Origin of the sequence: Pseudomonas sp. JAI120 (assembly GCF_014207255.1) — a bacterium.
Classification (GTDB): Bacteria; Pseudomonadota; Gammaproteobacteria; order Pseudomonadales; family Pseudomonadaceae; genus Aquipseudomonas.
This window is the reverse complement of record NZ_JACHCZ010000008.1, coordinates 43,210-57,324: the sequence shown is the minus strand read 5'-3', so window position 1 is coordinate 57,324 and position 14,115 is coordinate 43,210. Positions and strand designations below refer to the sequence as shown.

The window sequence follows — 14,115 nt, the reverse complement described above, 5'->3', positions numbered from 1 at the left end:
GGCAGGCCTGCATTAAAGGCAAAAAGCACCAAAGCGGTTCAAGCCAGGGTTTCGCGCACTAAATTGGCACCACCGGCCCCACCCCTCTTCAGAGGGCATGAACCGCTTTAGCGCAGCGAAAAACACAACAGGCCATTGCCGACAGGGTTTTTCCGCGAGTTTCAGTTATTTAGGGTAAGGTTTTTAAGGCACTGGCCTTAGGCCGCCCAGATTCAGCGCAGGCCCAGGAGCCTGCGCACCAAGGCAAAGCAAAAGCTGTACCACACAATTGCACTGAACCTTCACCGAAGCCGGTGACTCGAAACCACACGTACCGATCAGCCAATCACGGAGATAACCATGGCCAGAAGAACTGCAAAGACTGCTCAAGAAATACTGATGGCGGATTTTCAAACCCTGGTGACTGACACCGAAAGGTTGCTGGACGACACTAAGGTGCTTGCGGGAGACCAGGCCGATGAACTGCGCGCCAAGATTCATGACACGCTGTTACAGGCCCGCGAAACCCTCAAGCAAACCGAAGACTCCCTGCGCGAGCGCGGCCAGGCGGCGGTCACCGCGACGGAAGATTACGTGCAGGCCAACCCTTGGCAGTCGGTAGGCATTGCGGCCGGCGTGGGCTTTCTGATCGGCCTGCTGGCCACAAGGCGCTAATCATGTCTATCGGCGAAACTGGCTCGTCCACGGGTACCACCTCACGACGCCTGGGCGCGGCCGTTCTAGGCTTGCTGCACAGCCACGTCGAACTGTTTGGCATCGAATTGCAGGAACAGAAGGCCCGCACCGTCAGCCTGCTGCTGTTTGCCGGCCTGGCACTGGTGTTTGCCCTGTTGCTGCTGGTGGGGTTGTCGACGCTGGTGATGATCCTGGTATGGGACACGGGCTACCGCCTGACCGGGATCATTTGCCTCTGTGTGTTCTATACCCTGGCCGCCGCCTTCTGCGGGGTGCGCTTGAAAGCGGCAGTGTTCGATGAGTCCACGCCGTTCCATGCCACCCTCGAAGAACTGGCCAATGATCGGGAGCGCCTGCTGCCATGAGCTCGAATGAAACCCAGCAAACCTCCCGCCGGGAAATGCGCAAGGCCTTGATCCGCCTGCGCATGGAGATGCACCGCCAGGAGATTCGCCACGAGTCCCAGCAATTGATGGTGCCGCTGAACAAGGTGCGCAACATGGGCCAAAGCTTTCAGGGCGGCCTGGGCATCAAGCACGCGCCGCTGTGGGGCGTGGCCGCTGTAACGCTGATCGGTTTCTTCACCGGTAAGGGCGCCAAGGGCGGCGGGATCAGCAGTGTGACGCGCCTGGTTCGGCTCGGTGCCGGATTAATCCCGCTGATCAAACTGGCCATGCAAGGCAATTCACGCAAAGGTTGAGCCGGCTGGCTGCATTCTTGCTAACAGAATCGGCCCGGTCCCCGTTTTCGAGGGCCGGGCCTTTTTTCGCCACCTCTCTTAAGGAGGCCCCGTGATCGACGGGCAACCGCTCGCCTGCTTCCAGCCGTTTATCGACACCGCCACCGGTCGCATTGCTGGCGTCGAAGCCTTGGGCCGTCTACGCCAGGCTGATGGCAGTTTGCACTCCGTTGGCCCGTTGTTCGCCGACCCACGCACGCCAGGCGCGACCTTGCGCCGTCTCGACCGGCAGATTCGCGACAATGCGTTAAGCCGCCTGCATGAAGCCCCGCAAGACTGGTTCCTGAGCCTGAATATCTCGCCGCGCTGGATTAACCAACTGCGCCCGGGCCAGGCGCTGCCGAGTCTCAAACAGATTCACAGCCATGGCGTCGACCCGCAGCGCATTGTGTTCGAGATCACCGAACTGGGCGGCGACATCCAGCGCCTGGCCGAGGTGGTGGCACGTTATCGCGAGGCCGGTGCGCGCATCGCCATCGATGACTTCGGCGCCGGCTATTCCCAGCTTGACCGGGTATTGGCGCTGCAGCCGGACATTCTCAAGCTGGACATGCGCCTGTTCCAGCAAGCCGCCAGGGGCGGGCCGAGCAGTGACGTAGTGCGAGCGCTGGCGCAGATGGCGGAAAAGACCGGCTGCTGGATCATTGCCGAAGGCGTGGAAACCGAGGCGCAGCTGAGCTTCGCCCTGGAATGCGGGTCGCGCTATGTGCAGGGCTATCTGTTTGCCCAGGCGCAATTGGACTGGTTCGCCACCGACGCCTTCGTGCCGCGTTTTGACCAACTGCGCGCGGCGTATGTCCAGCAGAAACTGGCCGAACGCGGCCGCATCATGCAACTGCGCCAGCAATTGACCGAACTGATGAAGATTCTGCAATCCTGGGCACAAGCCCAAGCCCCGCTGGATCACTTGCCCCAACTGCCAGCCTTCCCCTGGCTGCTGCGCTTTTACCAGTGCGACCGGCATGGCACCCAGTTGACCCCCAACTTCGAATGGCGCCAGGACGCCTGGCAGGCCGACAGCCGCTATCTGGGCCACAACTGGTCGTGGCGCCCGTACTTCTATCACCTGCTGGCCGAAGGTTGGGAGGAGCGTCGCCTGACGTTGTCCTCGACCTACCGTGACGCCACCACCAACCAGTACTGCCTCACCGCCGGACAATTCTTCCATAACGGTCAGCGCTTGCTGTTAATCGATATCGACGCGGCCGGCCTGTAGATTTTCGCTTGCCCCGTCAGGGCGGAACCGGGAAGCTGGGAGGGTCATTCACCGTACGGAGAGTACCCGCCTTGGATTGGCCCACCCTGCTTACCCGCGAACGCCTTGGAAAACCCCTGCACAGCCCGGAAGAACTCGGCCGCAGCCCGTTTCACAAAGACCATGACCGCATTATCTTCTCCGGCGCGTTTCGCCGCCTGGGCCGCAAGACCCAAGTGCACCCGGTGTCCAGCAACGACCATATCCATACCCGCCTGACCCACTCCCTGGAAGTCAGCTGCGTAGGCCGCTCCCTCGGCATGCGCGTGGGCGAAACCCTTCGCAGCGCCCTGCCCGACTGGTGCGACCCGAGCGACCTGGGCATGGTGGTGCAATCGGCCTGCCTGGCCCATGACATCGGCAACCCGCCGTTCGGGCATTCCGGCGAAGACGCCATCCGCCACTGGTTCCAGCAGGCAGCGGGGCGCGGCTGGCTGGACGACATGAGCACCGCCGAGCGCAATGATTTCCTCAACTTCGAAGGCAATGCCCAAGGGTTCCGGGTACTGACCCAGTTGGAATACCACCAGTTCGACGGAGGCACGCGCCTGACTTACGCGACCTTGGGCACGTATCTCAAGTACCCCTGGACTGCCCGCCACGCCGATTCCCTGGGTTACAAGAAACACAAGTTCGGCTGCTACCAGAGCGAATTGCCGATCCTCGAACAGATCGCCAGCAAGCTCGGCCTGCCGCAACTCGAGGAACAACGCTGGGCTCGCCATCCCCTGGTCTATCTGATGGAGGCAGCAGACGACATCTGCTACGCCTTGATCGACCTGGAGGACGGCCTGGAAATGGACCTCCTGGAGTACGCCGAAGTCGAGTCGCTGCTGCTCGACCTGGTGGGCGACGACCTGCCGCAGACTTACCGCCAACTGGGCTCCCAGGATTCGCGCCGACGCAAGCTGGCGATCCTGCGCGGCAAGGCCATCGAGCACTTGACCAACGCTGCGGCGCGCGCCTTCGTCGAACAACAGGATGCCTTGTTGGCTGGCACCTTGCCCGGCGACCTGGTGGAGCATATGCACGGCCCCGCCAAACGCTGCGTGCTGGATGCCAAGGACATGGCGCGCAAAAAGATCTTCCAGGACAAGCGCAAGACTCTGCACGAGATCGGCGCCTACACCACCCTGGAAATCCTGTTGAACGCCTTCTGCGGCGCGGCCCTGGAGCAGCACGGCGGACGCACGCCGTCGTTCAAGAACCGGCGCATTCTCGACCTGCTGGGCAACAACGCGCCGGACCCTGCGTGGCCGCTGCACAGGTCGTTCCTGCGGATGATCGACTTCATCGCCGGCATGACCGACAGCTATGCCACCGAGATGGCACGGGAGATGACCGGGCGCTCCAGCCCTCAATAGCCTGACTGATCAGGCCGCCTGTTCACTGAACAGAATCTGCCTACGACGGGAACAGAGCGGCCTGATCGAATTCGCACAAGCACCCGAAGAATAATCGCGCACGCTCCGGGCAGGTCTGGTGAACAGTTCCTACGTGCCCCCTATCGACGCTTGACTCACCGTGTGCCTTCTATGCCCAGTTACCCTCTTCGTATCCTGTTGGTGGAGGACCATCCCTTTCAACTGCTCGCCACCCAATGCCTGCTGAGAAGCTTCGGCTTCGAACACCTCGCCCCGGCCGAAAACGCCGAGCAGGCAATCCGTTTGATGACCCAGGCCGAGGCGCCCTTCGACATCATCCTGTGTGACCAGTGCCTGCCCGACCTGCCTGGGCTTGAACTGATTGAAATTGCCAGTCGCCAATGCTTTATCAAGGCCGCCATCTTGCTCAGCGGACTTCCCGAGACAGAACTTTCAGCGTTGCAAACCCAAGCCCTCAAACGTGGCCTGCCATTGCTCGGCTACTTGCCAAAGCCGTTGAATAAAGATGAGCTTGCACATTTGACCCATACATTACTGACGTTATAAATGTAGGACTTTAAACAAATCGTCCGGTCGGAAAATTCTCGCACAACCACCGTAAAGTTCTTGCCATGCCCCTTCAACCCATGCCCCTGCGAAACGTTGACCTGTCGCGTTACAACTCCTTAGAGACAGGTAGGCTTTTACCTTTTTTAATGTAGGAACTTTCCTGTTTTATACCTGTTGCCACCCAAGTTCATGCTTACCCGTCGGCTTCTGAGCTAATGTGCCCGCTTTATTTGTACTTGCATGGAATATGATCATGAACACAGTTTTTATTATTGATGACCATCCCGTTATAAGGCTGGCCATACGAATGTTGTTGGAGCACGAAGAAAATTTCAAAGTAGTCGGCGAAACGGATAACGGATGCGACGCCATACAAATGGTCCGCGAATGCATGCCGGACCTGATCATCCTGGACATCAGCATTCCAAAACTCGATGGCCTGGAAGTGCTTTGCCGCTTCAACGCCATGAACGCCTCGATGAAAACCCTCGTTCTGACGGCTCAATCCCCTACCCTGTTTGCCACTCGATGCATGCGTTCGGGCGCCGATGGCTACGTGTGCAAGGAAGGTGACCTGAGCGAGCTGATGAGCGCCATCCGCGCCGTACTGTCCGGTTACAACTACTTCCCCAGCCAAGCCTTGACCCCCTGCGATGAAAGCGGCAAGGAACTTGAACTGTTCAAGGCCGTTAATGATCGTGAGTTGATGGTATTGCAACTTTTTGCACAAGGCCGTACCAACAAGGAAATCGCTAAAGGTATGTTCCTGAGCAACAAAACAGTAAGCACATATAAAAAGAGGCTGATGCAAAAACTTCAAGCCAAGTCCTTGGTAGAACTTATCGAGATGGCAAAACGAAACGCGCTAGTGTGAGAAAGCGGATGCCCAGGCGTATAAAGGACTATTTGATTATATTGAGTGCCGGTTTGTGCTTCAGCACCGCCGTACCTGCAACCCTTCCAGCAAGCCCGGAGCATTTCAACCTATTGAGTCGCGCGAGCTCCGTGCAGCTGGAGCCCCACCTGAACAAGGCCCAGCGCCAATGGCTCCAGAACAAACGCGAACTGGTACTGGGCGCGGCGTTTCCTGACTACCCGCCTTTTGACCTCACCTCCAGCGGGCGTGACTATGAGGGACTCACCGCCGACTACGCCGGCTTGCTGGCAATGGCGCTGGACGTGCCGGTAAAAGTGTTGCGCTACCCCTCTCGGGAGGCCGCCATTCGTGCCCTCGAAGCGGGGGATATCGACCTACTGGGCTCTTCCAACAGCTTTGAAGCGGCAAACCCCAACCTGACCCTGTCGGAGCCGTACGCCGTGGACCGGCCGGTACTGGTGACCCGCGAAGGCGAAACTCGCAGCCTGAATGATGGGCTGGCCGGCATGCGGCTGGCACTGGTCTATCACTATCTGCCACTGCACGAGGTGGAAAAGCTGTACCCCAAGGCAATCATCCGTGCCTACCCCTCTTATCAAAACGCCTTGAATGCAGTGGCTTTCGAGCAGGCTGACGTTTTTCTCGGCGATACCATTTCCACCCACTACATGATCAACAAGGGTTATCTGAAAAACATTCGCATGGCTAACTTCGGTAGACATGAAGCCTATGGATTCAGCTTTGCAATGCCCCAGGACCAGCGAATGCTGTTGAGCATCGTCGACGCCGTACTGAGGGCCGTGCCCACCTCCGAACGGGAAACGATCGCCAAACGCTGGAGTGCCGGCAGCGACATCCTCTTGACCGACCAAAAGCTGCAGCTGACCCTTCGCGAAGAACGTTGGCTGAGAGAAAACCCAGTAGTCAAAGTGATCGTGAACCCCACGTTTGCGCCGCTGACCTTCTTCGACGCCGATGGTAACTTTCGCGGCATTACGGCCGACCTGCTGGAGTTGATTCGCCTGCGCACAGGGCTGCGCTTCGAAGTCCAGCGCGGGCGTGATGTGAACACGATGATCGAGCACGTAGAGACCGGCAAAGCGGACATCATCGGAGCAGTCATCCCCAGCGTCGAGCGAGAAGCCCAACTGAACTTCAGTCGTCCCTATCTGGAAAACTCCTACGTGATGTTGACACGCAAGGACGGCCAGGCACCTACAGGTCTGGAGGAAATGGAAGGCAAGCGCCTGGCGGTCACTCAAGGCAGTCCACTGAAAAAATTCCTGCGTGAGCACTTCCCAAAGATTCAGTTGGTAGAAACCGGCGACACATTCAAGTCAGCCGAACTGCTGGTACAAGGCCATGTAGAGGGCGCAGTTAATACGCTGGTGGTCGCCAATTACTTCCTGTCCTCGCAGATGCTTCAGGACAAGATTCAAATCAGCTTCAGCATTGGCACGATGCCGGCCACCTTCGGGCTGGCGACATCACGCAGCGCCACCGAACTCAGCTCGATTCTCGACAAGGCTTTGCTCAGCATCGCACCGGATGAACTGGGCGTGATCAACAGTCGTTGGCGCGGCTATACCGCCGCCTCAGACAGCTACTGGCGTGATTATCACCAACTGATTGCGCGCATCATCATCGGGACTGGGCTGCTGTTGCTGATCTCCCTGAGCTGGAACGCGTACATGCGCCGCCAGATCAAGCACCGGAAAATGGCCGAGCGCGCCCTCAATGATCAGTTTGAGTTCATGCGCGCCCTGGTCAATGAAACCCCGCACCCGATCTACGTACGTGACAACAAGGGGTTGCTGCAGACCTGCAACGACAGTTACTTGCAGGCGTTCGACGTCAAGCGCGAAGACGTGATAGGTAAAAGCGCGGTCCAGATCAGCACAGCCCTCGCAGTCGAGGCGGCGCAATACCATGCCGACTATCAGCGCGTGGTGGCCGAAGGCAACCCGCTGATCCTGGATCGCACCCTGCATATTCGCGGAAAAAAACTGACGATCTACCACTGGATCCTGCCGTACCGCGACTCCGTCGGTGAAGTTCAGGGCATCATCGGTGGCTGGATCGATATCAGTGAACGACGCCAGTTGTTCGACGAACTTCGCACCGCCAAGGAGCGAGCCGACGAAGCCAATCGGGCCAAGAGCACGTTCCTCGCCACCATGAGCCACGAAATCCGCACGCCGATGAACGCGGTGATCGGCATGCTCGAACTGACCCTCAAGCGGGCGGACCAGGGCCACCTCGATCGCCCGGCCATCGAAGTTGCCTACAACTCGGCCAAGGATCTGCTGGAGCTGATCGGCGACATCCTGGACATCGCACGGATTGAATCCGGTCGCCTCAGCCTGGCACCGGAACGCGTGAACCTGAGGGAGGTGATCGAGTCGGTAGTGCGTGTCTTCGACGGCCTGGCACGCCAGAAGACCCTTAGCCTGTTGCTGGAGTTCACGCCTGATCTTGAACACACCGAAGTCCTGATCGACCCACTGCGCTTCAAGCAGGTGCTGTCCAATCTGATCAGCAATGCCATCAAGTTCACCGAACGTGGCCAGGTAAAGATCAAGGTGGAAGTATCAGCCACCGAATTGCCGCAGCAGGTCGAGATGAAACTGGTGGTGGAGGACACCGGCATCGGTATCAGCCGGGACGACCAGATGCGCCTGTTCGAACCCTTTGCCCAGGCGGACAACTCAGGACAGTTGGCCAGGAGCGGTGCCGGCCTTGGGCTGGTGATCTGTCGCAGCCTGTGCGCCATGATGGGCGGGCAACTGAGCCTGAGCAGCGTGCCCATGGTGGGCACCCAGGTGCATGTGAACCTGAAGATGAATCGCCTGCAGGCAGCGCAGGTAGTCGACGAACTCAAGCCTGCCGCAACCACAGATGTGCCTGTGCTCAATGTGCTGGTAGTGGACGACCATCCGGCGAATCGCCTGTTGATGTGTCAGCAGCTCGGCTACCTGGGCCACCAGTTCACCGCCGCCCAGAACGGCGCTGCCGGCTTCCAGGCCTGGCGCCAGGAGCACTTCGACCTGGTAATCGCCGATTGCAACATGCCGATCATGAATGGCTACGAGTTGAGCCGTTCGATCCGCGAATACGAGCAACGCGAACAGCTGACGCCTTGCGTAGTACTGGGTTTTACGGCCAATGCCCAGCCAGAAGAGAAGCAACGCTGTGCACAGGCGGGCATGGATGACTGCCTGTTCAAGCCTATCAACCTCACGGCGCTGGAGCGGCAACTGGCAAAGATCAGCCCCCAGCCCACCGGCCTGATCCTGGACATCGGCAATTTCGAGGCCCTTACCGGTGGCGATCCACATATGTGCCGCCTGCTGCTGAAGGAGTTGCTGAGCAGCAGTCGCCAGGATCGCCAGGAGTTGGTCGCGTTGATGGCTGCGCAGACCGGCGTCGAGGACATCATCGAACAGGCTCACAAGATCAAGGGAGCCGCTCGCATCGTTCAGGCCAGTGCGCTGGCCTCGCAGTGCGAAGCCCTCGAACAGGCCTGTGCCCGGGGCGATGATCGGCCCCTGATCGAAGCGAGTGTGAAGTCCCTGGAGAAGCTGATGCTGGAGCTGGAGAGGATGCTGCAAGTGCGGCTTGACGAGCTGGATGCCCAATAAGGGGCGGGGCGCGCCCCCTATTTGATCAGCAGTCGGTCAAGCGCAGGAAAATCGCCGCCAGCTGTTCGATACCGGCCTGGTCCTGAGGGGTAAAGCGGGCCAACGACGGGCTATCGAGGTCAAGGACACCAATCAATGTGCCGTCCTTGACCAGTGGCACCACCAGTTCGCTATTGGACGCGCTGTCACAGGCGATATGCCCGGGAAATGCGTGAACATCGTCTACTCGCTGGGTTTGCCGCGAGGACGCGGCCGCGCCGCACACCCCACGGCCGAACGGAATACGCACACAGGCGATCTGCCCCTGGAACGGGCCAAGCACCAGCTCTTCATTGCGGTTGAGGTAAAAGCCCGCCCAGTTCAGGTCATCCAGCTGGCTGAACAGGAAAGCGGAAAACTGGGCGCTGTTGGCGATGAAATCGCGCTCATCGGCCAGCAGCGACTCCAGCTGGGCACTCAGCAGGGCATAGCCACCGAGGCCGGTACCGGCTTGTTGTAAATCGATCATGGTTGACGCTCCAGCAATTTGAGACCCACCCAGTAACGGGCGAATTGATACGCGCAGCGACCGTTGCGGTTGCCGCGCCCGGTAGCCCAGCGCACGGCGAGAATATCGAGGGCCTCATCGCGCTGCCACTGCAAACCCGCCTTTTTCGCCAGCTCACCGATCCAGTGCTCGACCACGTCCAGGAAATGTTCCTGGGTGAACGGGTAGAACGATAGCCACAAGCCAAAGCGGTCGGACAGGGCAATCTTGTCTTCCACCGCCTCGCTCGGGTGCAACTCACCGTCCACGCGCTTCCAGTTATCGTTGTCGCTCTGGTTTTCCGGCACCAGATGGCGGCGGTTGGACGTGGCATACAACAGCACGTTTTCAGGCGCCTGCTCCAGGGAGCCGTCCAGCACGCTCTTGAGTACCCTATAGTCACCTTCGCCGGCCTCGAACGACAAGTCGTCGCAGAACAGGATGAAACGTTGCGGCAACTTGAGCAGTTGCTCAACCACGCGCGGCAGATCGGCCAGATGGTCACGCTCGATTTCGATCAGGCGCAAACCGGCCTTGGCGTGCTGGGCGAGCAAAGCGCGGACCATGGACGATTTACCGGTGCCCCGCGACCCCCACAGCAACGCATGGTTGGCAGGCAGGCCATCCAGAAACTGCTGGGTGTTACGCGCAAGGGTTTCACGTTGCTTGTCTACGCCGATCAGGTCGGACAGGCGCATGTCCAGGCTCACGTCCAGCGGCAACAGGAAACCACTGCGGCCCTCACGTTGCCAACGGGCGGCCAGGCACTGATTCCAGTCGATGGTTTGGCGTGGCGCGGGCAACAAGGGTTCCAGGCGAGCGAGCACTGCATCGGCTCGCTCTAGAAAGGCACTCAATCGAGAATCCACGATTATTCCTCTGGCAAGTTCTTGCAAAAGATGGCGTATTGGCAACCCTGCGACAGACCGCTTGGGGCTGCGTAAAAAACGATTCATGCCGGGCAAGCCTTAGCTTGTGGATGTTCAGCTATGCTTGCCGGGCGAAGGGAAACGTGAAGTGGTTCAACACTCAATGGATATCAAGTTCGCCCACCGCTTGTCTTATAAACAAGCCAGATTGACTGTGCTGGTCGGTTTCGTCTTGGGAACCTTACTCAGCCTGATCCAAATCGGCATTGATTATGCCAGCGAAGACGCATCCATCAACCGCGAAATACGTTCGCTGATCGAAATCAGCCATAACCCCGCGTCACGTATCGCCTACAACATCGATGCCGAACTGGCCCAGGAACTGACCCTGGGCCTGCTGCACTCCCCCGCCATCATTCGCGCGCAGTTGATCGACAACAACGGCGTGGTACTGGCCGATGTCGACCGACCACGCAAGGAAAGTACCTACCGGCCTATCAGTGACTTTATGTTTGGCGCCAACCGTCAGTTCGAAGACAAACTGTTCCTGGGCCACATGCCCAATGAGTCACTTGGTGTACTGCGTCTGGACGTCGACACCTACGCCTTTGGTAGCCGGTTCCTACGCCGCGCTGAGATCACCCTGCTCAACGGGTTCGTGCGCAGCCTGCTGCTGACCGGGATTTTGCTGGGCCTGTTCTACGTGATGCTGACCCAGCCACTGGTGCGCATTATTCGTGAGCTGAGCACACGCAATCAGGCACGCCTGGACTGCCCGCCAGGGCATGAGCACGATGAAATCGGCGTGCTGGTAAACGTCGCCAACCAGCAATTCGAAAACATGGAAACCGAAATCCAGCAGCGCCGCCACGCCGAAGACCGGCTGACTGAATACTTGGGGCAACTGGAAGACATCGTTTCCGCGCGCACCCTTGAACTCAAGGCCAGCAACCAGCGACTGACCCAGTCCAACGATGAACTGGAAGCGGCGAAGATGAAGGCATTGGGCATGGCCCAGGCCCGGGCGGCATTTCTGGCGAATATGAGCCACGAAATCCGCACCCCGCTCAACGGCCTGCTGGGCATGATCGCGCTGTCGCTGGACAGTCCGTTGAACGCCGAGCAACGCCAGCAACTGTCTATCGCCCATGACTCCGGCAAAGTGCTGGTGGAGTTACTCAACGATATTCTCGACCTGTCCAAGTTCGACGCCGGCCAGTTGGAGCTGGAGCGCATCCCGTTCGACTTGGGCGCACTGGTGGAAGACACCGCCAACCTGTTATCGCAGAACGCCGCACCGAGCGTGGAACTGAGCTGCCTGATCGACCCGCAGTTCCCGGCCCAGGTGCTGGGTGACCCGACCCGTGTGCGGCAGATTGTCAGCAACCTACTCTCCAACGCCCTGAAGTTCACGCGCTTTGGTCGGGTTGATGTGCGCCTGCGTACCCACGACGGCGGGGTGCGCATTGAAGTCTGCGATACCGGCATCGGCATTGCGCAGGAGGCCCAGGTGAAAATCTTCCAACCGTTCACCCAGGCAGGCGCAGGTATCACTCGCCAGTTTGGTGGGACGGGCCTGGGCCTGGCGCTGACGCACAACCTGTGCGAAGCGATGAAGGGGCGTTTGAGTATCAGCTCGGAAGTGGGCTTTGGCAGCCAGTTCTGCGCCGACCTGCCACTGCCTGCCCACTTGCCCGCCTTGCAGCCACCGCCGCTCAAAGGTGAGGTCATCGCCATCACCAACGCCGGCAGCGGCCTGACAGAGTTGCTCACGACCCTGCTGCCCAGCTGGGGACTGGCCCCCCGTTGTTTCACCATGGAAGACGACTTGAGCGGGCAAACGCCTGACCTGCTGATTACCGACTGCCCGGAATGCCTGTTCCGCATACGACCGGGCATTACCACGCCCATCCTGCTGGTGACCGCCTATGGCAATTTCATGCCCAGCGAAGAAGTGGCAGCGCTCGCGCCGCTGCACCAACAGGCGCGCCCCTTGAGCCGCAACGCGCTGTACCAGATCCTGCACCGCAACTTACGCACCGACGCACATCTGATGCCTGACCCAATCCAACCGGATGCCGCGCCACTCGCACATCGGGCGCGCATCCTGCTGGTGGAGGACAACCCGGTCAACCAACTGGTGGCCAAGGGTATGCTCAGCAAGCTGGGCTGCGAAGTGATTGTCGCCGCCCATGGTGGCGAAGCACTCAAGTTTCTTGAAGAACAGCGCTTCGATATGGTGCTGATGGACTGCAACATGCCGGTGATGGATGGCTATGAGGCCAGCCGGCAGATTCGTCGCAGCGGGCGCTGGCCGGACCTGCCGATTGTCGCATTGACCGCCAACGCCCTGTCCGAAGAACGCGAGCGCTGCCGTGCGGCGGGGATGAATGACTACCTGGCCAAGCCGTTCCGCCGCGAAGAACTCAATGCGCTGCTGGACTTGTGGGTGCCTGGGACGACAAGTCTTTAAGCTGCGCAAGCAACTGGTCGAGGCCATCGCGCAAGGCATCGGCTTGATTCAGGTCGATGCCGCGATCACACAACAAGCGGGTCTTCAAACCATGGGCCTGGTCCCGCAGCTGCACACCGGCCGCGCTCAGGCTCAAATGCACTTCACGCTCATCCCTGGCACTGCGCCGGCGCTTCACTAACTCAAGCTGCTCAAGGCGCTTGAGCAGCGGCGTCAGCGTGCCCGAGTCGAGCATCAGGCGTTCACCCAAGGCCTTGACCGTCGGCTGCAGCGCAGGCGTGGCGTGCCACTCCCATAACACCAGCATCACCACATATTGCGGGTAGGTCAGGCCCAACTGGTCGAGCATCGGCTTGTAGGCGCGGGTGACAGCGCGTGACGCTGCGTAGAGCTTGAAACACAGCTGGTTGTTCAGGGCCAGGGACACGCTGGGCAGGTCGGTCATTTGAGCAAGGCTTCGATCTCTTGGGTCAAGTCCTGCGGCTTGGTGGCAGGACCGAAGCGCTTGACCACCTGGCCGTCGCGGCCGATGAGGAACTTGGTGAAGTTCCACTTGATGCCTTTGGAGCCCAGCAGTCCGGGCGCCTGTTTTTTCAGTTGCACGAACAGTGGATGGGCATCACTGCCATTGACGTCGATCTTCTTGAACAACGGGAAGCTGACACCGAAGTTCAGCTCGCAGAATTCGGAAATCGCACCTTCGTCACCGGGCTCCTGCTTGCCGAACTGGTTGCAAGGGAAGCCCAGCACCACCAGGCCCTGGTCCCTGTACTGCTGCCAAAGTTGCTCCAGGCCCTTGTACTGCGGGGTGAAGCCGCATTTGCTGGCGGTGTTGACCACGAGGACGGCCTTGCCGGCGAAATCCGCCAAGGTCTTTTGCTCACCCTTGATGGTGGTGCAAGGGATACTCAGCAGGTTGTTGCTCATGGCAGTGCCTCGATAAAGGGGGAAGAAGGTGAAACATAGTAGGCAATTCAATTGTGTGCAATTTAATTGACCAGACTGATGGCATCCCATCAACACTCTGTAGGAGCGGGCTTGCTCGCGAAAAACTCAAGGACACCGCGCGGAACCAGAATGCCCGCGTAATCGTTGACGACTTTCGCGAGCAGGCTCGCTCCTACAG

The 14,115-nt window shown here is 59.4% G+C and carries 13 protein-coding genes; 9 read left to right on the top strand and 4 right to left on the bottom strand.

Annotation, left to right across the window (positions count from 1 at the left end; translation table 11 throughout):
• The first annotated feature begins 339 nt into the window (after positions 1 to 339).
• The 8 genes from HDC32_RS29345 to HDC32_RS29310 all read left to right on the top strand — a co-directional run bounded on the left by HDC32_RS29345 (position 340) and on the right by HDC32_RS29310 (position 9,121).
• Complete coding sequence (locus HDC32_RS29345; protein WP_012723021.1) at positions 340 to 654, top strand: YqjD family protein; 315 nt, start codon at positions 340 to 342, stop codon at positions 652 to 654.
• A 2-nt stretch (positions 655 to 656) separates the two neighbouring features.
• The gene (locus HDC32_RS29340) at positions 657 to 1,040 is read left to right on the top strand and encodes a phage holin family protein (RefSeq protein ID WP_033901397.1); all 384 of its coding nucleotides are present in this window, start codon (positions 657 to 659) and stop codon (positions 1,038 to 1,040) included.
• Complete coding sequence (locus HDC32_RS29335) at positions 1,037 to 1,375, top strand: hypothetical protein (RefSeq protein WP_131699502.1); 339 nt, start codon at positions 1,037 to 1,039, stop codon at positions 1,373 to 1,375. Before HDC32_RS29340 ends, HDC32_RS29335 begins: the two co-directional genes overlap by 4 nt.
• Positions 1,376 to 1,466: 91 nt before the next feature.
• The gene (locus HDC32_RS29330) at positions 1,467 to 2,630 is read left to right on the top strand and encodes an EAL domain-containing protein (protein WP_131699503.1); all 1,164 of its coding nucleotides are present in this window, start codon (positions 1,467 to 1,469) and stop codon (positions 2,628 to 2,630) included.
• A 71-nt stretch (positions 2,631 to 2,701) separates the two neighbouring features.
• Positions 2,702 to 4,033, top strand: a complete 1,332-nt coding sequence (locus tag HDC32_RS29325; RefSeq protein ID WP_145338064.1) for a deoxyguanosinetriphosphate triphosphohydrolase — start codon at positions 2,702 to 2,704, stop codon at positions 4,031 to 4,033.
• Between the two features lie 171 nt (positions 4,034 to 4,204).
• The gene (locus tag HDC32_RS29320) at positions 4,205 to 4,600 is read left to right on the top strand and encodes a response regulator (protein ID WP_131699505.1); all 396 of its coding nucleotides are present in this window, start codon (positions 4,205 to 4,207) and stop codon (positions 4,598 to 4,600) included.
• A 256-nt stretch (positions 4,601 to 4,856) separates the two neighbouring features.
• Positions 4,857 to 5,477 (top strand): response regulator transcription factor, encoded by a 621-nt coding sequence (locus HDC32_RS29315; RefSeq protein ID WP_065939963.1) that lies wholly within the window; start codon positions 4,857 to 4,859, stop codon positions 5,475 to 5,477.
• Positions 5,478 to 5,485: 8 nt separating this feature from the next.
• Positions 5,486 to 9,121, top strand: a complete 3,636-nt coding sequence (locus HDC32_RS29310; RefSeq protein WP_184746410.1) for a transporter substrate-binding domain-containing protein — start codon at positions 5,486 to 5,488, stop codon at positions 9,119 to 9,121.
• Between the two features lie 25 nt (positions 9,122 to 9,146).
• On the opposite strand, the gene HDC32_RS29305 is transcribed toward HDC32_RS29310, so the two are convergent.
• Positions 9,147 to 9,629, bottom strand: a complete 483-nt coding sequence (locus tag HDC32_RS29305; protein WP_131699507.1) for a GAF domain-containing protein — start codon at positions 9,627 to 9,629, stop codon at positions 9,147 to 9,149.
• Positions 9,626 to 10,516, bottom strand: a complete 891-nt coding sequence (locus HDC32_RS29300; protein ID WP_184746408.1) for an ATP-binding protein — start codon at positions 10,514 to 10,516, stop codon at positions 9,626 to 9,628. Before HDC32_RS29300 ends, HDC32_RS29305 begins: the two co-directional genes overlap by 4 nt.
• Positions 10,517 to 10,679: 163 nt before the next feature.
• Between HDC32_RS29300 and HDC32_RS29295 the strand changes: the two genes are divergently transcribed.
• Positions 10,680 to 12,989 (top strand): response regulator, encoded by a 2,310-nt coding sequence (locus HDC32_RS29295; protein ID WP_184746406.1) that lies wholly within the window; start codon positions 10,680 to 10,682, stop codon positions 12,987 to 12,989.
• On the opposite strand, the gene HDC32_RS29290 is transcribed toward HDC32_RS29295, so the two are convergent.
• Together HDC32_RS29290 and HDC32_RS29285 are read right to left on the bottom strand one after the other, a co-directional pair.
• Entirely contained in the window at positions 12,943 to 13,434 is a 492-nt protein-coding gene (locus tag HDC32_RS29290; protein WP_131699510.1) for a MarR family winged helix-turn-helix transcriptional regulator, read from the bottom strand. The two genes, HDC32_RS29295 and HDC32_RS29290, sit on opposite strands and share 47 nt — an antisense overlap.
• Complete coding sequence (locus HDC32_RS29285) at positions 13,431 to 13,916, bottom strand: glutathione peroxidase (RefSeq protein WP_184746404.1); 486 nt, start codon at positions 13,914 to 13,916, stop codon at positions 13,431 to 13,433. Before HDC32_RS29285 ends, HDC32_RS29290 begins: the two co-directional genes overlap by 4 nt.
• Positions 13,917 to 14,115 lie beyond the last annotated feature (199 nt).

What these genes read in the sequence shown, in the direction of transcription:
- HDC32_RS29335 (WP_131699502.1), top strand. Translation starts at nt 1,037, where the DNA reads ATGAGCTCGAATGAAACCCAGCAAACCTCCCGCCGGGAAATGCGCAAG.
- HDC32_RS29305 (WP_131699507.1), bottom strand. Translation starts at nt 9,629, where the DNA reads ATGATCGATTTACAACAAGCCGGTACCGGCCTCGGTGGCTATGCCCTG.
- HDC32_RS29295 (WP_184746406.1), top strand. Translation starts at nt 10,680, where the DNA reads ATGGATATCAAGTTCGCCCACCGCTTGTCTTATAAACAAGCCAGATTG.
- HDC32_RS29310 (WP_184746410.1), top strand. Translation starts at nt 5,486, where the DNA reads ATGCCCAGGCGTATAAAGGACTATTTGATTATATTGAGTGCCGGTTTG.
- HDC32_RS29285 (WP_184746404.1), bottom strand. Translation starts at nt 13,916, where the DNA reads ATGAGCAACAACCTGCTGAGTATCCCTTGCACCACCATCAAGGGTGAG.
- HDC32_RS29340 (WP_033901397.1), top strand. Translation starts at nt 657, where the DNA reads ATGTCTATCGGCGAAACTGGCTCGTCCACGGGTACCACCTCACGACGC.
- HDC32_RS29345 (WP_012723021.1), top strand. Translation starts at nt 340, where the DNA reads ATGGCCAGAAGAACTGCAAAGACTGCTCAAGAAATACTGATGGCGGAT.
- HDC32_RS29320 (WP_131699505.1), top strand. Translation starts at nt 4,205, where the DNA reads ATGCCCAGTTACCCTCTTCGTATCCTGTTGGTGGAGGACCATCCCTTT.
- HDC32_RS29315 (WP_065939963.1), top strand. Translation starts at nt 4,857, where the DNA reads ATGAACACAGTTTTTATTATTGATGACCATCCCGTTATAAGGCTGGCC.
- HDC32_RS29290 (WP_131699510.1), bottom strand. Translation starts at nt 13,434, where the DNA reads ATGACCGACCTGCCCAGCGTGTCCCTGGCCCTGAACAACCAGCTGTGT.